The organism is Pseudomonas sp. YA1 (assembly GCF_058680555.1).
The window spans coordinates 115,596-136,514 of sequence record NZ_JBZWBG010000020.1 but is presented as its reverse complement, the minus strand read 5'-3'; the positions used below and the strand labels follow the sequence as shown (position 1 = coordinate 136,514).

Sequence of the window (20,919 nt, the reverse complement as noted above, 5' to 3'; positions counted from 1 at the left end):
AACCGCTGAAAGCATCTAAGCGGGAAACTTGCCTCAAGATGAGATCTCACTGGGAACTTGATTCCCCTGAAGGGCCGTCGAAGACTACGACGTTGATAGGCTGGGTGTGTAAGCGTTGTGAGGCGTTGAGCTAACCAGTACTAATTGCCCGTGAGGCTTGACCATATAACACCCAAACAATCTGACGATTGTGTGTTGTAAGGTGAAGTCGACGAACCGAAAGTTCGCATGAACCGCAAACACCTTGAAATCACATACCTGAATATGGATAGACGTAAGCCCAAGCGAACGGATATCCAACCGAATTGCTTGACGATCATAGAGCGTTGGAACCACCTGATCCCTTCCCGAACTCAGAAGTGAAACGACGCATCGCCGATGGTAGTGTGGGGTCTCCCCATGTGAGAGTAGGTCATCGTCAAGCTCCTATCCCAAAACCCCTGGTCAGTGATGACCGGGGGTTTTGCTTTTGCGCGCGGAAAAAGGCGTGCTTCCTCGCTTCTTTTCTCGACTGCGAATGCCGGCGGCGACTGTCACAATTGCCCTGGAAACTACCCATCCTGCATGAAACGGATGGACGGCTACCTCCCCCAGGCGGATCGAAAACGCGCTCCAGAGGGCCTCCCGGGCCCCTCCGTGAAAGGCTGGAGCCCTTGTGTCTCCAGGCTTTCAGGGGTGTGGCAGGGCTTCTCCCAAGGCTTGCGGAAAAATGTCGGAAGGCTGATGGCATTTCATCCAACTGTCACATTCCTTTCATAGAGTCTTCATGCGGCCTGACGATACTGGCCCCCGTTCCATCCAACCCCATCCTGTCCAAGGAGCAAGGCATGAAACTCAAGCGTTTGATGGCGGCCCTGACGTTCGTCGCCGCAGGCGTAGGCGCCGCTTCCGCGGTAGCCGCGATCGACCCGGCGCTGCCGGAATATCAGAAAGCCAGCGGTGTGTCGGGCAACCTGTCGAGCGTCGGCTCCGACACTCTGGCCAACCTGATGACCATGTGGGCCGAGGAGTACAAGCGCCTCTATCCGAACGTGAACATCCAGATCCAGGCTGCCGGTTCTTCCACCGCGCCGCCGGCCCTGACCGAAGGCACCGCCAACCTGGGCCCGATGAGCCGCAAGATGAAGGACGTCGAGCTGCAGGCTTTCGAGCAGAAGTACGGCTATAAGCCGACCGCCGTCCCGGTCGCTGTCGACGCCCTGGCGATCTTCGTGCACAAGGACAACCCGATCAAAGGCCTGACCATGCAGCAGGTCGATGCGATCTTCTCCGCTACCCGCCTGTGCGGCAGCAAGCAGGACGTGAAGACCTGGGGCGACCTGGGCCTGACCGGCGACTGGGCGAAGAAGCCGGTGCAACTGTTCGGCCGCAACTCGGTTTCCGGCACCTACGGCTACTTCAAGGAAGAAGCCCTGTGCAAAGGCGACTTCCGTCCGAACGTCAACGAGCAGCCGGGTTCGGCTTCTGTGGTGCAGTCGGTCAGCCAGTCGCTGAACGGCATCGGCTACTCCGGTATCGGCTACAAGACCGCCAGCGTGAAGACCGTGGCCCTGGCCAAGAAGGAAGGCGCTGCCTTCGTCGAGGACAACGAGCAGAACGCCCTGAACGGCACCTACCCGCTGTCGCGCTTCCTCTACGTCTACGTGAACAAGGCGCCGAACAAGCCGCTGGATCCGCTGGAGGCTCAGTTCCTCAAGCTGGTTCTGTCCAAGACCGGCCAGCAGGTCGTGGTCAAGGACGGCTACATCCCGCTGCCGGCCAAGGTGGCCGAGAAGGCGATCAAGGAACTGGGCCTGTAATCCAGTGACTTGAGCGGATGGCCCAGCGATGGGCCGTCCAGGCATGAAGGCTCTGCCGGCGGGCGCTAGGACCCGCCGGCCTTTCCCGCCAGCGAGGCTCTGCTGGCGGGCTTTGTTGCGTCATGTTGCTGTCATCTGTCTGTCATACAGAGCCTTTAGGGTGTCACCCCATGAACGACATGGCCAACTCCCCGATGAACTCCTCCCTTGCTCCCGAGCGGATTGACTTCAATACGCCAGCCCTGCAACGCAAGCGCCGCATCCGTGCCCTCAAGGACCGCCTGACCCGCTGGTACGTGCTGGTCGGCGGCCTGGCCGTGCTGGCGGCGATCACCCTGATCTTCTTCTACCTGGCCTACGTCGTGCTCCCGCTGTTCCGCGGCGCCGACCTGGAGACCCGCGAAGCGCTGACTCCGGCCTGGATGCAGCAGGCGCAGGTGCCCCTGCTGCTCAGCATCGAGGAGCAGAACCAGGTGGCCATGCGCGTTGGCGGCCAGGGCGAGATCCTCTTCTTCAACGCCAAGACCGGTGTCGAACTGAAGCGTGTCGCTCTGCCGCTTCCGGCGGGCACCGAGATCCGCTCGATCGCCCAGGACCAGCCGGGCAGCCCGACGGTCGCCCTGGGCTTGTCCAACGGACAGGTGCTGGTGTTCCAGCACACCTACAAGGTCACCTACCCGGACAACAAGAAGACCATCACCCCGGAGATCGCCTTCCCCTACGGCGAGACCCCGATCGGTCTCGATCCGCAGGGCCGCCCGCTGGAGCATGTGAGCATCAATGCCGGCGACGACAGCCTGCTGCTGGCTGGCTCCGTCGACAAGCAACTGCTGCTGTTGAGCATGACTCGCGAAGAGAACATGCTGACCGGCGAAAGCACGCTGGACGAGGAGCGCATCGAACTCCCGCAGATCGCCGAACCGGTGAAAGCCATCTACCTCGACCCGCGCAAGCAGTGGCTGTACGTGATCAACGGACGTGCCACCGCCGATGTGTTCGACCTGCACAGCCGCCAGTTGAACGGTCGCTACAAGCTGCTGGAAGACCCCAACGCCGAGGTCACCGCGAGCACCCAGCTGTTGGGCGGCATCTCGCTGCTGGTGGGCGATTCCAAGGGTGGCATCGCCCAGTGGTTCATGGCTCGCGATACCGACGGCGAACCGCGCCTGTCGCACGTTCGCGACTTCAACCTGGATGGCGCGCCGATCAGCGCCATCGCTCCGGAACAACGGCGCAAGGGCTTCATCGCCCTGGACGAGAAGGGCAACCTCGGCGTCTTCCACAGCACGGCGCACCGTACCCTGCTGGTCCAGCCGGTCGCCGACTCTTCCGGGGTCATCACCCTGTCGCCGCGGGCCAACCGCCTGCTGCTGGAGCAGGGTGGCAAGATCCACCGCTTCGCCCTGAGCAACCCGCACCCGGAAATCTCCTGGAGCGCGCTCTGGGGCAAGGTCTGGTACGAGAGCTACGACAAGCCGGCCTACGTCTGGCAGTCCACCGCCGCGACCACCGACTTCGAACCGAAGCTGAGCCTCTCGCCGCTGACCTTCGGCACGCTCAAGGCCGCCTTCTACGCGATGATCCTGGCAGCTCCGCTGGCCATCGCGGCCGCCGTCTACACCGCCTATTTCATGGCTCCGGCGATGCGCCGCAAGGTCAAGCCGGTGATCGAGCTGATGGAGGCGCTGCCGACGGTGATCCTCGGCTTCTTCGCCGGCCTGTTCCTGGCGCCCTACGTCGAAGGCCACCTGCCAGGGGTGTTCAGCCTGCTGTTGCTGACGCCGCTGGGCATCCTTCTCGCCGGCCTGCTCTGGAGCCGCCTGCCCGAGCGTATCCGCCTGAGCCTGCCGGCCGGCTGGGAAGCCGCGCTGCTGATCCCGGTGGTGCTCGCCGTCGGCGCCTTCGCCCTGTGGCTGAGCCCGCACCTGGAGACCACCTTCTTCGGCGGCGACATGCGCCTCTGGCTGAGCCACGACCTGGGCATCACCTACGACCAGCGCAATGCCCTGATCGTCGGGCTGGCAATGGGCTTCGCGGTGATCCCGAATATCTTCTCGATCGCCGAGGACGCCATCTTCAGCGTGCCGCGCAGCCTTACCTACGGCTCCCTGGCCCTGGGCGCCACGCCCTGGCAGACGCTGACCCGCGTGGTGATCCTGACCGCCAGCCCAGGCATCTTCTCGGCGCTGATGATCGGCATGGGCCGCGCCGTCGGCGAGACCATGATCGTGCTGATGGCGACCGGCAATACCCCGGTGATGGAACTGAACATCTTCGAAGGCATGCGCACCCTGGCGGCCAACGTCGCGGTGGAGATGCCCGAGTCGGAGGTCGGCGGCAGCCACTACCGCGTGCTGTTCCTCTCGGCGCTGGTACTGCTGACGTTCACCTTCGTGATGAACACCCTGGCAGAGCTGATCCGTCAGCGTCTGCGCAAGAAATACGCGTCGTTGTAAGCGGCGGAGGTATAGCTCTGTGAAACAGAAACAGGAAACCGTCAAAGCCTGGTTCGGCAGCGGCTCGCCCTGGGTGTGGATGAACGCCGGCGCGGTGTCGATCGCGGTGATCATGACCATCGGCCTGCTGGCGGTGATCGCGGTACGCGGCCTCGGCCACTTCTGGCCGGCGAACGTCATCGAGGCGACTTACCAGATCCCTGGCGAAGCCGCCAAGACCGTGATCGGCGAGGTGGTCCAGGCCGAGGAAGTGCCGCGCGCGCGCCTGCGCAGCGCCGGCATGCCGGTCCCGGAGGCCGGCCCCGAATTCATGACCCGCGAGCTGCTCAAGCTGGGCAACCGCGAGCTTTACGGCAGCGATTTCTCCTGGGTCGTCGGCGAGTGGCTGCAGGACATCAAGCGTCCCGAAGCGCTGATGGTTCTCGAACGCCGCGAGTGGGGCAACTTCTACGGCTACCTGCTGAGCGTCAAGGAGAACGGCCAGGTGGTCGCCGAAGGCGACGCCGCGGTAGGCGAACTGCAGAAGCGCATGCAGCGGGTGGATGACCTCTACGCCAAGCTCTACAAGCTGGAGAAGGGCGACATCGGCGGGATCAACCACGGTCTCGAGCGCCTGCGCCTGAAAGAGCGCAAGTTGCAGTTGGACGGCAAGCTGGACGCCGCCGCCCAGGCCGACCTGGCCGCCGAGCGCAGCGAGTTGCAGGCGCGCTACAAGGTCCTGGAAGAGCAGCTCAACGGCCTGCACCAGGAGTTCAACCGCGACAGCGTGGTAATGCGCGACGCCAGCGGCCGCGAGAGCGAAATCACCCTTGGCAAGCTGGTGCATGCCTACCAGCCCAACGCCATGGGCCTGGGCACCAAGATGACGGTGTACTTCAAGAAGCTCTGGGAGTTCCTCAGCGACGATCCGCGCGAGGCCAATACCGAGGGCGGTATCTTCCCGGCGATCTTCGGCACCGTGATGATGACCCTGGTGATGGCGCTGATCGTCACCCCGTTCGGCGTGATCGCTGCGGTCTACCTGCGCGAGTACGCCAAGCAGGGGCCGCTGACCCGGGTGATCCGCATCGCCGTGAACAACCTCGCCGGCGTACCGGCGATCGTCTACGGCGTGTTCGGCCTGGGCTTCTTCGTCTACGTGCTGGGCGGTTCCATCGACCGGCTGTTCTTCCCCGAGGCCCTGCCGGCGCCGACCTTCGGTACCCCCGGACTGTTCTGGGCCTCGCTGACCCTGGCGATCCTCGCCGTGCCGGTGGTGATCGTCGCCACCGAGGAAGGCCTGGCGCGGATTCCGCGCGCGGTCCGCGAAGGCTCCCTGGCGCTCGGCGCGACCAAGGCGGAAACGCTGTGGAAGATCGTCCTGCCGATGGCCAGCCCGGCGATGATGACCGGCCTGATCCTCGCCGTGGCTCGTGCCGCCGGCGAAGTGGCGCCGCTGATGCTGGTCGGCGTGGTGAAACTGGCACCGTCGCTGCCGGTCGACGGTAACTATCCGTACGTGCATCTCGACCAGAAGATCATGCACCTCGGTTTCCATATCTACGACGTCGGTTTCCAGAGCCCCAACGTCGAGGCCGCACGGCCGCTGGTATACGCTACGGCGTTGCTGCTGGTCGTGGTGATCGCCCTGCTGAACTTCTCCGCCATCGCGATCCGCAATCGCCTGCGCGAGAAGTACAAGGCCCTGGAAAACTGATTGAGGGAGCTTCCCATGCAAAACGAGACCGCCAGCCACGGCATCAACTTCGATGCGCTCGGCCGCGACCGCCAGAGCCTCGACCTGGCTTCCGAAAGTGTCGAACTGGAAGTGCCCGGGCTGAACCTGTTCTACGGCGCCAAGCAGGCCCTGTTCGACGTCCGGATGAACATTCCGAAGCAGCGCGTGACCGCCTTCATCGGCCCGTCCGGCTGCGGCAAGTCGACCCTGCTGCGCTGCTTCAACCGGATGAACGATCTGGTGGATGGCTGCCGCGTCGAAGGTGAGATCCGCCTCGATGGTCACAACATCTTCGCCAAGGGCGTCGACGTCGCCGAGCTGCGCCGTCGCGTCGGCATGGTGTTCCAGAAGCCCAACCCGTTCCCCAAGAGCATCTACGAGAACGTGGTCTACGGCCTGCGTATCCAGGGCATCAACAAGAAGCGCGTACTTGACGAGGCCGTCGAGTGGGCGCTGAAGGGGGCTGCGCTGTGGGAGGAGGTGAAGGATCGCCTGCACGAGTCCGCCCTCGGCCTGTCCGGTGGCCAGCAGCAGCGCCTGGTGATCGCCCGGACCATCGCGGTGGAACCGGAAGTGCTGCTGCTCGACGAGCCGTGCTCGGCGCTGGACCCGATCTCCACGCTGAAGATCGAAGAGCTGATCTACGAGTTGAAGTCGAAGTTCACCATCGTCATCGTTACCCACAACATGCAGCAGGCCGCGCGGGTTTCCGACTATACGGCGTTCATGTACATGGGCAAGCTGATCGAGTTCGGCGACACCGATACGCTGTTCACCAACCCGGCGAAGAAGCAGACCGAAGACTACATCACCGGCCGCTACGGCTAGCGGCGCGTCCGGAGGCGCGGCGATACCGCTGCCTCCGGCGCTCTCCGTAGCTCGTTGATGTCACCGGTCGCAGCGGCTCCAGAAGGATTCCCCACATGATCAACAAAGACAGTCTCACCCATCACATCTCCCAGCAGTTCAACGCCGAGCTGGAGGATGTGCGCAGCCACCTCCTGGCCATGGGCGGGCTGGTGGAAAAGCAGGTCAACGACGCGGTCAACGCGCTGATCGACGCCGACTCCGGCCTCGCCCAGCAGGTCCGCGAGATCGACGACCAGATCAACCAGATGGAGCGCAACATCGACGAGGAGTGCGTGCGTATCCTCGCCCGGCGTCAGCCGGCGGCCTCCGACCTGCGCCTGATCATCAGCATCTCGAAGTCGGTGATCGACCTCGAGCGGATCGGCGACGAGGCCTCCAAGGTCGCCCGCCGCGCCATCCAGCTGTGCGAGGAAGGCGAGTCGCCGCGCGGCTACGTCGAGGTTCGGCACATCGGCAGCCAGGTGCAGAGGATGGTGCAGGAGGCACTGGACGCCTTCGCCCGCTTCGATGCCGACCTGGCGCTGTCCGTGGCGCAGTACGACAAGACCGTCGATCGCGAATACAAGACCGCCCTGCGCGAGCTGGTCACCTACATGATGGAAGACCCGCGGGCGATATCCCGCGTGCTCAACATCATCTGGGCCCTGCGCTCGCTGGAGCGTATCGGCGACCATGCGCGCAACATCGCCGAGCTGGTGATCTACCTGGTTCGCGGCACCGACGTTCGTCACATCGGCCTGACCCGCATGAAGGAAGAGGTCGAGAACAACCGCGGCGAGTGATCTTCCGCAGGCAAGGCTCCCTTGACCTGGAGCCTTGTTTCTTCGCGCGACTGCAGCAAGGCTTGGCATCCTGCCAGCAGGGGAGGCTATCCTAGGCGAACCTGTCCAGGAGAAGTCGATGAGCAAAGTCAGCGCGCTAGTGGTGGATGACGCCCCCTTCATCCGAGATCTGATGAAGAAAGGGTTGCGCGACAACTTCCCCGGCCTTCATATCGAGGAGGCCGTGAACGGCCGCAAGGCCCAGCAACTGCTCAGTCGGCAGAACGTCGACCTGATCCTCTGCGACTGGGAGATGCCGGAGATGTCCGGCCTCGAACTGCTGACCTGGTGCCGTGCCCAGGAAAACCTCAAGACTACCCCGTTCATCATGGTCACCAGTCGCGGCGACAAGGAGAACGTGGTCCAGGCGATCCAGGCCGGGGTGTCGGACTACATCGGCAAGCCATTCTCCAATGACCAGCTGGTGGCCAAGATCAAGAAGGCCCTGAGCCGCAGCGGCAAGCTGGAAGCCCTGGCGGCCCACGCGCCGCGCCGGGAGATCGCCAGCGGCATGGCCAACGATTCGCTGGCCGCCCTGACCGGCGGTCGCGCCGAGGTGATCAAGCCCGCCGCCAGTCCGGCAAAACCGGCCCCCGCGCCGAAGCCGGCTTCGGCTCCCCAGGCCAGCGCGCGTCCCGCCGGCAGCGGCAACCCGCTGGGCCAGGCGCAATTGCGCCTGCCGCAGAGCAGCATGCCCTGCGTGATCAAGGCGGTCAGCCTGAAGGAAGCGCAACTGGTGGTGAAGCGCGCCGACCCGCTGCCGCAGGTGCTGGAAAGCGCGGTGCTGGACCTCGAGGAAAACAGCGACGTGGCGCGCCTGAACGGCTACCTGCACGCCATCGCCGCGCTGGAGCCGAAGCCGGATAGCGATTGGCTGCTGCTGACCCTGCGTTTCGTCGACCGCGACCCGCAGAAGCTCGACTACCTGTCGCGCCTGATCGCCCGCGGAAGTACCCAGAAGCACTACGTTCCCGGCGCCTGAGCGGGTTTTTTCCCGACGATCCGTTCACAGCCCGCTCGCTGTCGTCTCGCCCTGGCAATAAAGCGCTGCTAGTCTTGCCGATTCGGGATAACCAGAACGACACGATCCGTGCAGTCATGCTAGGGCGCCTTCTCCTTCTCTGTGGCCTGTTCGCCGCGGCAGCTCCGGCTGCGGCCCTGACCATCTACAAGTACACCGACGCCAATGGCGTGGTGACCTACTCCGACCGCGCCGTGGCCGGGGCGCAGGTGTTCGTCTTCCGCGACCGGATGGTCGAGCACCTGGAACGGGAAGTGAAGCTGGAGACGAAGAAGCACGCGGGTGGCGAGACCCTGCAGGTGCGCAACGACCTCTACGCGCCGGTCGAGGTCGAGTTGCGGATCCGCAACCCGCGCAATGCCGTCGGGGTGCCCGACGGGCCGATTCGCTGGGTGGTCCCGGCGCGCAGCCAGGTGCGCCTGGCGACCCTGGCGCCGCGTAAGGCCGGCAAGCCGATGAGCTACACGCCGAAGCTGCGCTACGCGCTCGGCGACCCGCGCCAGCAGCCGCTGCTCTATCGCTATCCGCTGCCCTGGCGCGGCGGGCCGTTCCGCCTGTCCCAGGGCGCCAATGGCAAGTACAGCCACTTCACCCCCAAGGGCCGCTACGCGATGGACATCGCCATGCCCGAGGGCACGCCGATCATCGCTGCCCGCGGCGGCACCGTGGTGAAGATCGAGAACAACCAGAGCGGGCGCGGCAACAATCCCTCGGGCAACTTCGTCCGCATCCTGCACGACGACGGCACCATGGGCGTCTACCTGCACCTGATGCGCCATTCGGTGCTGGTCGCCGAGGGCCAGCGGGTCCAGGTCGGCACGCCGCTGGCGCGCTCCGGCAACACCGGCAACAGCAGCGGGCCGCACCTGCACTTCGTGATCCAGCGCAACGTCGGCCTGGCGCTGGAGTCGATTCCCTACGACTTCGCCCAGCCGGTCGACAGCCTGCCGAACTTCGCCATCGTCCGCGAGCCTTGAAAAGTCGCCGGCGCCGTGGCGGCGCCGGCTCGTCTCAGTCGAGCTTGACCACCTTGGCCAGGACGATCTTCGGACCGCGCATCTTCTTCACGATGATCCGCAGGCCCTCGGTGTCGAGGACTTCCTCTTCCTCCGGCACCCGCTTCAGGGTGTCGTAGACCAGCCCGGCGAGAGTGTCCGCCTCGACATGATCGAGGTCGATGCCGAGCAGGCGCTCGAGCTTGAACAGCGGTGTGTCGCCGCGCACCAGCAGCTTGCCCGGCTGGTAGGCGAGGATGCCGCGCTCGGTCTTGCGGTGCTCGTCCTGGATGTCGCCGACCAGCACTTCCAGCACGTCCTCCATGGTCAGGAAGCCGACCACCTTGTGATCGGCCTCTTCCACCACGGCGAAGTGCGCGCCGCCCTTGCGGAACTGCTCCAGCAGGCGCGACAGCGGGGTGTGCTTGGTGACGATCTCCAGCGGGCGCACCAGTTCGTCGAGGTCGAAGGTCTCCGGCAGGCTGTCCAGGGCGGACAGCGCCAGCAGCAGGTCCTTGATGTGCAGCAGGCCGATGAACTCGCCCTTGTGGCTGTCCCAGACCGGGTAGCGGCTGTACTTGTGGCGGCGGATCACCGCGAGGATGTCCGCCAGCGGCGCGTCGTGCTCGAGGTAGACCAGGTCTTCGCGGGAGTTGGCCCAGTCGACCACCTCCAGTTCGCCCAGCTCCACCGCCGAGGCCAGCACGCGCATGCCCTGGTCGCTGGGGTCCTGGGCGCGGCTGGAGTGGAGGATCAGCTTCAGTTCGTCGCGGCTGTAGTGATGCTCGTGGTGCGGGCCGGGCTCGCCCTGGCCGGCGATCTTGAGGATGGCGTTGGCGCTGGCGTTGAGCAGCCAGATCGCCGGGTACATCAGCCAGTAGAAGAGGTACAGCGGCACCGCCGTCCACAGCGACAGCAGTTCCGGCTTGCGGATCGCCCAGGACTTGGGCGCCAGCTCGCCGACCACGATGTGCAGGTAGGAAATGATGAAGAACGCGGTGAAGAAGGAGATACCGCGGATCAGTTCGTCGGAATGCACGCCGATCATCGCCAGCAGCGGTTCCAGGAGTTCGGCGAAGGCCGGCTCGCCGACCCAGCCCAGGCCCAGGGAGGCCAGGGTGATGCCCAGCTGGCAGGCGGACAGGTAGGCGTCCAGCTGGTTGTGAACCTTGCGCAGGATGGCGCCGCGCCAGCCGTGCTGCTTGGCGATGGTTTCCACGCGGGTGGCGCGGAGCTTGACCATGGCGAACTCGGCGGCGACGAAGAAGCCATTGAGTAGGACGAGGAAAAGCGCGAAGAGGATCAGGCCGGCATCGGCGAAATAGGTGGCGATGCTGGTACTAGGAGAAGGGTCCATGGGGGTGTGCGGTAGCCAAAAGGCCCTTAAGAATGAGGGGCTGTGTCGTCGCTTGCAAGCCTTGGCCGTGCCGACGCCGGCGGCGCGGCACCGCGACGAGGCTCACTTCGGCGCCTTGCGCTCGGCCTCGGCGACCTGCGCCGGGGCGAAATGGCAGGTGAAGGTGCTGCCCTTGCCGGGCACGCTGCTGATTTCCAGGCGCGCGCGGTGGCGGATCAGCACGTGCTTGACGATGGCCAGGCCGAGGCCGGTGCCGCCGGTGTTGGAGGCGCGGCTGGAGTCCACCCGGTAGAAGCGCTCGGTCAGGCGCGGCAGGTGCTTGGGGTCGACGCCGATACCGGTGTCCTGCACCGACAGGTGCGCGCCCTGTTCGTCGGCCCACCAGCGGATGCGGATCTCGCCTTCGTCGGGGGTGTACTTCACCGCGTTGAATACCAGGTTGGAGAAGGCGCTGCGCAGTTCCGCCTCGCTGCCCTTGAGCTGCACAGCGGGTGCGGCGTCCAGGCTGATGCGGTGGTTGCGCCCGGCGGACAGGGCCTGGGCGTCGTTACGGATGCTGGCGAGGAGAGCGTCCACCGCCACCGGCTTGTTGTCGCCGGGGTAGTCGGTGGCCTCCAGCTTGGCCAGCAGGAGCAGGTCGTTGAGCAGGTTCTGCATGCGTCCGGCCTGCTGCTGCATCTGCTGCAGGGCGCGCAGCCAGCGCGGGTTCACATCCTCGACGTTGTCGAGGAGGGTCTCCAGGTAGCCGGCGATCACCGTCAGCGGCGTACGCAGCTCGTGGGAGACGTTGGCCACGAAGTCCTTGCGCATCTGCTCCAGCTGGTGGACGCGGGTGACGTCGCGGACCAGCATCAGGTGCTCGCGGTTGCCGTAGAGGGTGATGTGGAATTGCAGGCGCAGGCGCTCGTTGATCGGCGAGGGGATTTCCAGCGGCTCGCGGTAATCCTCCTGGTCGAAGTATTCCTTGAAGCGCGGATGGCGGATCAGGTTGCTCACCGGCTGGCCACCGTCCTGCGGGGTCTTCAGGCCGAGCAGGTTTTCCGCGGCGAGGTTCCACCATTCCAGGTTGCCGTCGCTGTCGAGCATGATCACCGCGTCACGCAGGGCCGCGGTGGACTCCTGGATCCGGTCGATCACCGCCTGCAGGCGGCCACGGGCGCGCTGGTTGCGGCGTTGCAGGTGGTAGATATTGTCGAAGACTTCGCCCCAGAGGCCGTAGCTGTCCGGCGGTGGCTCGTCTGGCTGGTGGTTGCGCAGCCACTGGTGCAGACGCAGTAGCTGCCAGAGGGTCCAGCCGAGGTAGAGAGCCAGGCCGAGGGCCAGGGCCCAGCCGTAATGGCCGCTGACCACGCCGAGCACGAGGCTGGCGGCCAGCACGAGAAGCAGGTGGCGGATCAGCGCTCCACGCCAGTCTTGGTTCACGACGGATTGCATCCTGTCCAGTGGCGGTCCGTCACGGACCGTCCAGGGGAAACGACTCCGGCCGCTGGGCGGCCGGGAGCGGGGTCAGCTCTTGGTGGAGAAACGATAGCCGGTCCCGCGGACAGTCTGAACCAGATTTTCGTAGACCTCGCCGAGCGCCTTGCGCAGGCGGCGGATATGCACGTCGACGGTGCGCTCCTCGACATAGACGTTGCCGCCCCAGACCTGGTCGAGCAGTTGGCCGCGGGTATAGGCGCGTTCCTGGTGAGTCATGAAGAACTGCAGCAGGCGGTACTCGGTGGGGCCCATCTCGGCCGGCTTGCCGTCGATGGTCACGCGGTGGCTGATCGGGTCCAGCAGCAGGCCGCCAACCTCGATCGGCGCCTCGCTGTCGCCAGGCCCGGTGCGGCGCAGCACGGCCTTCAGGCGGGCGACCAGCTCGCGGGGCGAGAACGGCTTGGTGATGTAGTCGTCGGCACCGACCTCCAGGCCCTGGATCTTGTTGTCCTCCTCGCCCTTGGCGGTGAGCATGATGATCGGGATGTCGACGGTCAGTTCGTCGCGCTTCAGGCGCCGCGCCAGTTCGATGCCGGAAGTGCCGGGGAGCATCCAGTCGAGCAGGATCAGGTCCGGCTTGCGGTCGACGATCACCGCGTGCGCCTGCTGGGTATTTTCCGCCTCCAGGCACTCGTAGCCGGCCATCTCCAGGGCCACGGCGATCATCTCGCGAATCGGTGCTTCGTCATCAACGATGAGGATTGTCTTGCCAACCATGGTCTTGCCTCGGGTCGATCTGTCTTGCGCCGCATTAGATAACGAAATTGTGTCAGGTATGTGACACAACGGCGTAGTTTCCGCCGACTGCCCGCGGCGGGGCTATGCTCAACAGGTTCCGGTGCCGTCCCTGCGGGCGGCGAACGCTCCACCTGAAGACACAGGAGAGAGACGCGATGAACAGAATCCACCTGGCGCTGGGTCTGGCGCTGGCCCTGCCGGCGTTCGCCGCGCTGGCCCAGGAAACGGTGGCGCCGGCCACCGAAAAGGACGGCGTGCTGGTCGATGGCAAGGGCATGACGCTCTATACCTACGACAAGGACAGCGAAGGGCAATCCGCCTGTTCCGGGCAGTGCGCGAAGAACTGGCCGCCGCTGGCAGCGGCCCAGGGAGCGCAGGCCAGCGGCGACTGGAGCCTGGTCGCTCGCGAGGACGGCACCCAGCAGTGGGCCTACTACGGCAAGCCCCTTTATACCTTCATCCAGGACAAGAAGCCTGGCGACAAGAACGGTGACGGCAAGATGGGCGCCTGGCACGTCGCCCAGCCGGACATGGACTAGACGGTCGCCGGCCTGCGCGTCGCTCAACGCAGCGCGTAGTCGGCGACCGTGCCGAGGAAGATCGCCAGGCCAGCCCAGTGGTTGTGCAGGAAGGCGCGGAAGCAGGCCTGCGGGTCGCGGTCGCGGGTCGACCAGGCTTCCCAGACGAAGCAGGCCGCCGCCACCGCCAGGCCGAGGTAGAAGCACAGGCCCAGTTCGAAGCGGTTGCCGGCCAGCGCCAGCAGGAGCAGGGTCAGGCCCTGCAGGCTGCCGATGATCAGGCGGTCGGCATCGCCGAAGAGGATTGCGGTGGACTTGATGCCGATCTTCAGGTCGTCCTCGCGGTCGGTCATCGCGTAGTAGGAGTCGTAGGCGACCGTCCACAGCACGTTGGCCAGGAACAGCAGCCAGGCGCTGGCCGGCAGTTCACCGCGCTCGGCGGTGAAGGCCATCAGGATGCCCCAGGAATAGGCGGCGCCCAGCACCACCTGCGGATAGTAGGTGTAGCGCTTCATGAAGGGGTAGAGCGAGGCCACGGCTACCGCGCCGAACGACAGCCAGACGGTCGTTGCGTTGGTCAGCAGGACCAGGCCGAAGCTCAGCGCGACCAGGACGGCGAAGGTGATCCAGGCCTCGCGCACGCTGATCTTGCCGGTGGCCAGCGGGCGCGCCTTGGTGCGTGCGACGTGGCCGTCGAAATTGCGGTCGGCGAAATCGTTGATCACGCAGCCGGCGGCGCGCATCAGGATGACGCCGAGGACGAAGATCAGCAGGTTCTTCAGTTCCGGCACGCCGTCCGCGGCGATCCACAGCGACCAGAGGGTCGGCCAGAGCAGCAGGTAGATGCCGATCGGCCGGTCCAGCCGCACCAGTTGGACGAAGTCCCAGGCGCGGGGGTGCAGGCGGGCCAGCGGCTTGATCAGGGTGACGAACATGGGGACCTCCGGAGTCGACCGGGGGATTATACGTCGGCGATTTCCGCCTGGTCCCACAGGCGCGGTAGGTACACCTCCGCCACCAGCACCCCGAGCGCGCCGCGGGAAAACCGTGAGCGACGGCCCCAGAGACCCTCGGCGCGGACCTCGGCGGGCAGACCGGCCGCCGGATAGCGGCAGACTTCGATGGGCCCGCGCTCGAAGGCGCTGTCGCTGAACAGCAACTCGCCCAGCGAGCGGGTGCCGAGCAGCGCCAGGTCGAAGCCCGAGCCTTCCAGGGCGCTGCGCGCCGCCACGCTGCGGGCGAACACCCAGGGACGGTCGTGGCCATGCAGGTAGACCTCGCGGACCCAGCCGCTACTGCCGGGAGGGACGTCGAGCCCCTGGCATTCGTCGTCGCGCAGGGTCTGCCAGCCTTCCAGCAGGGGTTCGACGCGGAACGCGCCGTCGGCCAGGGCGGTCAGGCGCCGGGTCAGCGACCCTTCGTCGAACAGCCAGTCGAGGACGGTGGGGGAGACGCTGGACAGTTGGTCGGCGCGAAGCCAGAGCGCATTGCTGGGCATGACGGGACTACGAGACGGCGGCAGAAGGCGGCGAGGGTAGCACGTTCGGTCGGCGGCCGGTCTGCGACGCGGTGGCGCGTCACCCCCAGCCGTTCAGACGCAGGGTGGCGCGGACCAGGCGCTGTTCTTCCTGCTCGATCTCCCGCAGGTTGTCGCGGATGCTGTGGATATGTTCACGCGCCGCCCGTTGCGCCTGGTCCGGCTGGCGCTCGCGGAGGGCCGCGTAGAGGCGCGCGTGCTGGCGGTCGATCTGGCGTTTCTGCGGCGGCCGGTGATAGAGGTTGTTCACCGAGGCGAACACCGTGCTCAGCAGCAGTTCGTTGAGCGATTGCAGGGTATGCACCAGCACCGGATTGTGCGATGCCTCGCTGATCGCCCGGTGGAACGCGTGGTCGCGGCGGGCGTGCTCGCGGGGATCGATCGGCTGGGTTTCCTCGTGGCTGGCGAGCATCTCTTCGTAGCGCCGGGCGAGCAGGACGAAGTCTGCCTCGGTGCCGCGTAGCGCTGCCAGGCGGGCCGCCTCGCCCTCCAGCAGGGCGCGGACTTCGAGCAGGTCGTAGAGGGTGCGCGGCTGGGAGCCGAACAGGTGCATCAGCGGGCTGGCGTCGGCGTTGCGGTCGAGATCGGCGACGAACGACCCACGGCCATGCTCGGTATCGATGATGCCGCGCCCGCGCAGCGCCCGCAGGCCCTCGCGCAGGGCCGAGCGCGAGCAGCCGAGCTTGGCCACCAGGCGCCGCTCGGACGGCAGTGCCTGGCCGACCTTGAGCACGCCGTCGACGATCAGCCGCTCGATACGCTCGGCGACCTGGTCGGCCACCCGCTGTTTCTGCATGGAAGCTCCCGTTGCACTGGTAGGACCAGTTGGCTGTCGTTATTCACTATAGAAGCTCACGGGCTTTTTAGCATGCGCCTCATGTTCATGGCGTCTGGCGATACTGGTAGGACCAGTTCGACGCCTGCTGGACCCCGGCCGTCCGCGCGGTACAGGCTGTGGACGCTTGCTGATCCCGCCGACAACCACAACAAGGACAGCCGCCATGAACATCCTCTACGACGAGCGTCTGGACGGTCCGCTGCCGCAGGTGGACAAGGATGGCCTGCTGGCCGAGTTGCGCCTCCGCCTGCCCGACCTCGAACTGCTGCACGCGGCGGAAGACCTGCGTCCCTACGAGTGCGACGGACTCTCGGCGTATCGCTGTACGCCGTTGCTGGTGGCATTGCCGGAACGCATCGAACAGGTTCAGGGCCTGCTCGCGCTCTGCCATCGGCTGAAGGTACCGGTCGTGGCGCGCGGTGCCGGCACCGGCCTGTCCGGCGGCGCGCTGCCGCTGGAGAACGGCGTGCTGCTGGTGATGGCGCGTTTCCGGCGGATCCTCGAGATCGATCCGCTGGGTCGTTTCGCCCGGGTCCAGCCTGGCGTGCGCAACCTGGCGATCTCCCAGGCCGCTGCCCCTCATGGTCTGTACTACGCACCGGACCCGTCCTCGCAGATCGCCTGCTCCATCGGCGGCAATGTCGCGGAGAACGCCGGCGGCGTGCATTGCCTGAAGTACGGCCTGACCGTGCACAACCTGTTGCAGGTGGACATCGTGACCCTGGAAGGCGAGCGCCTGAGCCTGGGGTCCAGCGCCCTGGACAGCGCCGGCTTCGACCTGCTGGCGCTGTTCACCGGCTCCGAAGGGCTGCTCGGCGTGGTGGTGGAGGTCACCGTCAGGCTGTTGCCGCGCCCGCCGGTGGCGAAGGTCCTGCTGGCCAGCTTCGACGATGTGGAAAGCGCGGGGCGGGCGGTGGCCGACCTGATCGGCGCCGGCATCGTCCCGGCCGGGCTGGAAATGATGGACAACCTGTCGATCCGCGCCGCCGAGGACTTCATCCATGCCGGCTATCCGGTCGATGCGGCGGCGATCCTGCTCTGCGAACTGGACGGTGTGGAAGCCGACGTGCACGAGGATTGCGAGCGGGTTCGCGAGCTGTTCGAGGCGGCCGGCGCTACCTCGGTGCGACAGGCCCAAGACGAGGCCGAGCGCCAGCGCTTCTGGGCCGGGCGCAAGAATGCGTTTCCGGCGGTCGGGCGGATTTCCCCCGATTACTACTGCATGGACGGCAGCATCCCGCGCCGCGAGCTGCCGCGGGTGCTGCATGGCATCGCCGAGCTTTCGCGCGAATACGGCCTGCGGGTGGCCAACGTATTCCACGCCGGCGACGGCAACATGCACCCGCTGATCCTCTTCGACGCCAACCTGGCGGGCGAGCTGGAGCGCGCCGAAGCGCTGGGCGGCAGGATCCTCGAGTTGTGCGTGGCGGTAGGCGGCAGCATCACCGGCGAACATGGCGTCGGCCGCGAGAAGATCAACCAGATGTGCGCTCAGTTCAATGCCGACGAGCTGACCCTGTTCCACGCCGTGAAGGCGGCGTTCGACCCGGCCGGGCTGCTCAATCCCGGCAAGAACGTGCCCACCCTGCATCGCTGCGCCGAGTTCGGCGCCATGCACGTCCACCACGGTCGACTGCCGTTCCCCGAACTGGAGCGTTTCTGATGAGCCAGCCGTATTTCGATCCGGACGCTGGCGCCGACCATGCCGGCGCGCTGCTCGAGCGGGTCCGCGACGCCCTGGCGCGGCGCGCGCCGCTGCGCATCGTCGGCGGCGATAGCAAGGCGTTCCTCGGCAGGCCGGTCGCGGGCGAACCGCTGGCGCTCGCCGAACACCGCGGGATCGTCGCCTACGATCCCTGCGAACTGGTGATCACCGCCCGTGCCGGTACGCCGCTGGACGAGCTACAGGCCGTGCTGGCGCGCGGCGGGCAGATGCTTGCCTGCGAGGCGCCGGGTTTCGGCGGCCGGGCGACGGTCGGCGGGGTGCTCGCCAGCGGCCTGTCCGGACCGCGCCGGCCCTGGGCGGGAGCGGTGCGCGATTTCGTCCTCGGCACGCGGCTGATCAGTGGCCTGGGCACCCACCTGCGCTTCGGCGGCGAGGTGATGAAGAACGTCGCCGGCTACGACCTGTCGCGGTTGCTGGCGGGCAGCTTCGGTTGCCTCGGGGTGGTCACCGAAGTGTCCTTCAAGGTGCTGCCCATGCCGCGCTGCCAGGCCGGCCTGAGCCTGGACCTGCCGGTGGCGATGGCGTTGCGCAAGCTGGCCGAGTGGGGAGGCCAGCCATTGCCGATCAGTGCGGCCTGCCACGACGGCGAAGCACTGCGCCTGCGCCTGGAGGGCGGCGAGGGCTCGGTACGCTCGGCACGCGACCGCCTCGGTGGCGAAGCGCTCGATGACGGCTTCTGGGCCGACCTGCGCGAGCAGCGCCTGCCGTTCTTCGACGACCCGCGACCGCTCTGGCGCCTGTCGCTGCCGGCGCTGGCGCCGGAGACGCCGTTGCCCGGTCGTCAGTTGCTGGACTGGGGCGGGGCGCTGCGCTGGCTGAAGAGCGACGCGCCGGCCGCGGACATCCGCGCGTGGACCGCCGCCCATGGCGGCCACGCCACCTGCTACCGCGCCGGCCATCTCGATGCGCCGTTCCAGCCGCTACCGCCTGGACTGCTCGGCCTGCACCGGGCACTCAAACGCCAGCTCGACCCGCAGGGCATCTTCAATCCCGGGCGGATGTACGCCGAACTCTGAGGAGGCGCGATGCAAACCAACCTCTGCGATTCCGCCCGGCAACGCGCCGAGGCCGCCGAAGCCGAGCGCATCCTGCGCAGCTGCGTGCACTGCGGTTTCTGCAACGCCACCTGCCCGACCTACCAGGAGCTGGGCGACGAACTCGACGGCCCGCGCGGACGGATCTACCTGATCAAGCAGTTCCTCGAGCGCGACGAGGCCAGCGAGCGCACCCGCCTGCACCTCGATCGCTGCCTGAGCTGCCGCAACTGCGAAACCACCTGCCCGTCCGGAGTCGAGTACCACAAGCTGCTGGATATCGGCCGCGACCTCCTCGCCGAACGCCTGCCGCGCGGCTTCCGGCAACGCCTGCTGCGCGACGGGCTGCGCCTGCTGGCCCCGCGCCCGGGGTTGTTCGGCGTGCTGGCCGGCGCTGCCGGGCGGCTGAGGCCTCTGCTGCCTGAGGCGATGCAGGGCAAGCTGCCACGTCGGGTCGCGGCGCCGGGCAGGCGGCCGCAGCCCCGGCATGCGCGGCGCGTGCTGCTGCTCGAAGGTTGCGTGCAGCCGGCGCTGTCGCCGAATACCAACGCCGCCGCCGCGCGGGTTCTGGACCGCCTGGGAATCAGCGTGACGCCGGCGGCCGCGGCCGGCTGCTGCGGCGCGCTGGATTTCCACCTGGATGCGCAGGAGCGCGGCCGCCAGCGCGCGCGGCGCAATATCGACGCCTGGTGGCCGTTGCTGCACGAGGGTGCCGAGGCCATCGTGCAGACCGCCAGCGGCTGCGGCGCCTTCGTCAAGGACTACGCCTACCTGCTGCGCGACGACCCACGGTACGCGGACAAGGCGCGCGAGGTCGCCGCCGCTGCCCGCGACCTGGTGGAAGTGCTTCGCGACGAGCCGCTGGAGTCCCTCGGCCTGCGCTGCGACCAGCGCCTGGCATTCCACTGCCCATGCACACTGCAGCACGCGCAACGACTGGGCGGGGCCGTGGAGGCGGTGCTGCGGCGACTGGGCTTCCATCTCACCGAGGTGGCCGACGGTCATCTCTGCTGCGGGTCCGCCGGCACCTACTCGCTGACCCAGCCGGCGCTGTCCCGGCGTCTGCGCGACAACCGCCTGGACGCCCTGGAAAGCGGCGCGCCGGATGTCATCGCCACGGCCAACGTCGGTTGCCAGGCCCATCTCGACGGGGCCGGACGGACCCCGGTACGCCACTGGATCGAGCTGCTCGACCAGGCCTTGCCCGGAGGAGAGTGAAACCATGCACAGCAAGCCGGTACTCGGCCGCGAGGAGGTCGCCCGCGTCCTTGGCGCGGCCCGCGAGGAGGCACAGCGCCAAGGCTGGGCGGTGAGCATCGCGGTGGTCGACGACGGCGGCCACCCGCTGGCGCTGGAGCGCCTCGACGGCTGCGCGCCGATCGGTGCCTACATCGCGACGGAAAAGGCCCGCAGCGCCGCTCTCGGGCGCCGGGAAACGAAGCGCTACGAGGATATGATCAACGGCGGACGCAGTGCCTTCCTCTCGGTGCCGCTGCTGCAGGCCACCCTGGAGGGCGGCGTGCCGATCCTGGTGGACGGACAGGTGGTCGGCGCGGTCGGGGTTTCCGGCGTACGCGCCGAAGAGGACGCCCAGGTGGCGCGGATCGGAGCCGAGGGGCTGTGAGGCGACCGGTGGGCACCACCCATCTTTGGTTGGCCCGTTCGGCACCACCTTGCCTTTCGGGCAGGTTGGCGGACAGGGTGGATTTGTTATAGGTTGCCGGCGCTGAACCGTGGTAACCCGCCCGAGGTAAACAATGAAGAAGTGGCAATGCGTGGTGTGTGGACTGATCTATGACGAGGCCAAAGGCTGGCCGGAAGAAGGCATCGAGGCGGGAACGCGCTGGGAAGACGTGCCTGAAGACTGGCTGTGCCCCGACTGCGGCGTCGGCAAGCTGGACTTCGAGATGATCGAAATCGGCTGAGCCCCGCTCGCCGGCGAAGAAGGCGGCCCTGGCCGCCTTTTTTCATGCCTGGCCAGCGGCCGTCCAGGGGTTATCCTTGGGGCTTGGG

19 protein-coding genes and 2 rRNA genes are annotated in these 20,919 nt (G+C 66.7%); 15 read left to right on the top strand and 6 right to left on the bottom strand.

Annotated elements, in window-relative coordinates; genetic code table 11:
* The 9 genes from AC4OR5_RS25330 to AC4OR5_RS25290 form a co-directional block, all read left to right on the top strand.
* Positions 1-165, top strand: a 23S ribosomal RNA gene (locus AC4OR5_RS25330); the annotation flags it as partial.
* Positions 166-308: 143 nt separating this feature from the next.
* Positions 309-424, top strand: a 5S ribosomal RNA gene (gene rrf / locus AC4OR5_RS25325).
* A 403-nt stretch (positions 425-827) separates the two neighbouring features.
* A complete protein-coding gene (pstS, locus tag AC4OR5_RS25320; protein ID WP_003096673.1) occupies positions 828-1,799 on the top strand; it encodes a phosphate ABC transporter substrate-binding protein PstS in 972 nt (323 codons plus the stop codon).
* A gap of 422 nt (positions 1,800-2,221) precedes the next feature.
* Positions 2,222-4,255, top strand: coding sequence for an ABC transporter permease subunit (locus AC4OR5_RS25315; protein ID WP_079992421.1), 2,034 nt, complete (start codon positions 2,222-2,224; stop codon positions 4,253-4,255).
* Positions 4,256-4,274: 19 nt separating this feature from the next.
* Entirely contained in the window at positions 4,275-5,951 is a 1,677-nt protein-coding gene (gene pstA / locus AC4OR5_RS25310) for a phosphate ABC transporter permease PstA (RefSeq protein WP_003096667.1), read from the top strand.
* A 15-nt stretch (positions 5,952-5,966) separates the two neighbouring features.
* Positions 5,967-6,800, top strand: coding sequence for a phosphate ABC transporter ATP-binding protein PstB (pstB, locus tag AC4OR5_RS25305; protein WP_003096663.1), 834 nt, complete (start codon positions 5,967-5,969; stop codon positions 6,798-6,800).
* 95 nt (positions 6,801-6,895) lie between these two features.
* Complete coding sequence (phoU, locus tag AC4OR5_RS25300) at positions 6,896-7,624, top strand: phosphate signaling complex protein PhoU (RefSeq protein WP_003142030.1); 729 nt, start codon at positions 6,896-6,898, stop codon at positions 7,622-7,624.
* Positions 7,625-7,742: 118 nt separating this feature from the next.
* Positions 7,743-8,645 carry a response regulator gene (locus AC4OR5_RS25295; RefSeq protein ID WP_003096657.1) on the top strand — a complete coding sequence of 301 codons (903 nt, stop codon included), beginning with the start codon at positions 7,743-7,745 and terminating at the stop codon, positions 8,643-8,645.
* 116 nt (positions 8,646-8,761) lie between these two features.
* Positions 8,762-9,661 (top strand): peptidoglycan DD-metalloendopeptidase family protein, encoded by a 900-nt coding sequence (locus AC4OR5_RS25290; protein WP_003096656.1) that lies wholly within the window; start codon positions 8,762-8,764, stop codon positions 9,659-9,661.
* 34 nt (positions 9,662-9,695) lie between these two features.
* Here AC4OR5_RS25290 and AC4OR5_RS25285 read toward each other — a convergent pair whose 3' ends face one another.
* The 3 genes from AC4OR5_RS25285 to phoB form a co-directional block, all read right to left on the bottom strand.
* Positions 9,696-11,036, bottom strand: coding sequence for a hemolysin family protein (locus tag AC4OR5_RS25285; protein ID WP_003096655.1), 1,341 nt, complete (start codon positions 11,034-11,036; stop codon positions 9,696-9,698).
* Between the two features lie 102 nt (positions 11,037-11,138).
* On the bottom strand, positions 11,139-12,470 hold the full coding sequence (phoR, locus tag AC4OR5_RS25280; RefSeq protein WP_003121316.1) for a phosphate regulon sensor histidine kinase PhoR: 1,332 nt from the start codon (positions 12,468-12,470) through the stop codon (positions 11,139-11,141).
* 72 nt (positions 12,471-12,542) lie between these two features.
* The gene (phoB, locus tag AC4OR5_RS25275) at positions 12,543-13,232 is read right to left on the bottom strand and encodes a phosphate regulon transcriptional regulator PhoB (protein ID WP_003096653.1); all 690 of its coding nucleotides are present in this window, start codon (positions 13,230-13,232) and stop codon (positions 12,543-12,545) included.
* Between the two features lie 176 nt (positions 13,233-13,408).
* On the opposite strand from phoB, the gene AC4OR5_RS25270 reads away from it, so the two are divergent.
* Positions 13,409-13,792: a COG4315 family predicted lipoprotein gene (locus tag AC4OR5_RS25270; RefSeq protein ID WP_003096652.1), complete on the top strand. Its 384-nt coding sequence runs from the start codon at positions 13,409-13,411 to the stop codon at positions 13,790-13,792.
* Between the two features lie 23 nt (positions 13,793-13,815).
* Here AC4OR5_RS25270 and ubiA read toward each other — a convergent pair whose 3' ends face one another.
* From ubiA to glcC, 3 genes are all read right to left on the bottom strand, one after another.
* Positions 13,816-14,706 carry a 4-hydroxybenzoate octaprenyltransferase gene (gene ubiA, locus AC4OR5_RS25265; RefSeq protein ID WP_003096650.1) on the bottom strand — a complete coding sequence of 297 codons (891 nt, stop codon included), beginning with the start codon at positions 14,704-14,706 and terminating at the stop codon, positions 13,816-13,818.
* 26 nt (positions 14,707-14,732) lie between these two features.
* Positions 14,733-15,269 carry a chorismate lyase gene (locus AC4OR5_RS25260; protein ID WP_058160285.1) on the bottom strand — a complete coding sequence of 179 codons (537 nt, stop codon included), beginning with the start codon at positions 15,267-15,269 and terminating at the stop codon, positions 14,733-14,735.
* A gap of 79 nt (positions 15,270-15,348) precedes the next feature.
* Positions 15,349-16,104: a transcriptional regulator GlcC gene (gene glcC / locus AC4OR5_RS25255; RefSeq protein ID WP_003096643.1), complete on the bottom strand. Its 756-nt coding sequence runs from the start codon at positions 16,102-16,104 to the stop codon at positions 15,349-15,351.
* Between the two features lie 205 nt (positions 16,105-16,309).
* On the opposite strand from glcC, the gene glcD reads away from it, so the two are divergent.
* The 5 genes from glcD to AC4OR5_RS25230 all read left to right on the top strand — a co-directional run bounded on the left by glcD (position 16,310) and on the right by AC4OR5_RS25230 (position 20,831).
* A complete protein-coding gene (glcD, locus tag AC4OR5_RS25250) occupies positions 16,310-17,809 on the top strand; it encodes a glycolate oxidase subunit GlcD (protein WP_003114372.1) in 1,500 nt (499 codons plus the stop codon).
* A complete protein-coding gene (gene glcE / locus AC4OR5_RS25245) occupies positions 17,809-18,888 on the top strand; it encodes a glycolate oxidase subunit GlcE (protein WP_033872947.1) in 1,080 nt (359 codons plus the stop codon). Before glcD ends, glcE begins: the two co-directional genes overlap by 1 nt.
* A 9-nt stretch (positions 18,889-18,897) precedes the next feature.
* On the top strand, positions 18,898-20,124 hold the full coding sequence (gene glcF, locus AC4OR5_RS25240; RefSeq protein ID WP_031636879.1) for a glycolate oxidase subunit GlcF: 1,227 nt from the start codon (positions 18,898-18,900) through the stop codon (positions 20,122-20,124).
* 4 nt (positions 20,125-20,128) lie between these two features.
* Positions 20,129-20,530: a heme-binding protein gene (locus tag AC4OR5_RS25235; RefSeq protein ID WP_003096637.1), complete on the top strand. Its 402-nt coding sequence runs from the start codon at positions 20,129-20,131 to the stop codon at positions 20,528-20,530.
* Positions 20,531-20,663: 133 nt separating this feature from the next.
* Positions 20,664-20,831 carry a rubredoxin gene (locus AC4OR5_RS25230; protein WP_003098330.1) on the top strand — a complete coding sequence of 56 codons (168 nt, stop codon included), beginning with the start codon at positions 20,664-20,666 and terminating at the stop codon, positions 20,829-20,831.
* The last annotated feature ends 88 nt before the right edge of the window (positions 20,832-20,919 follow it).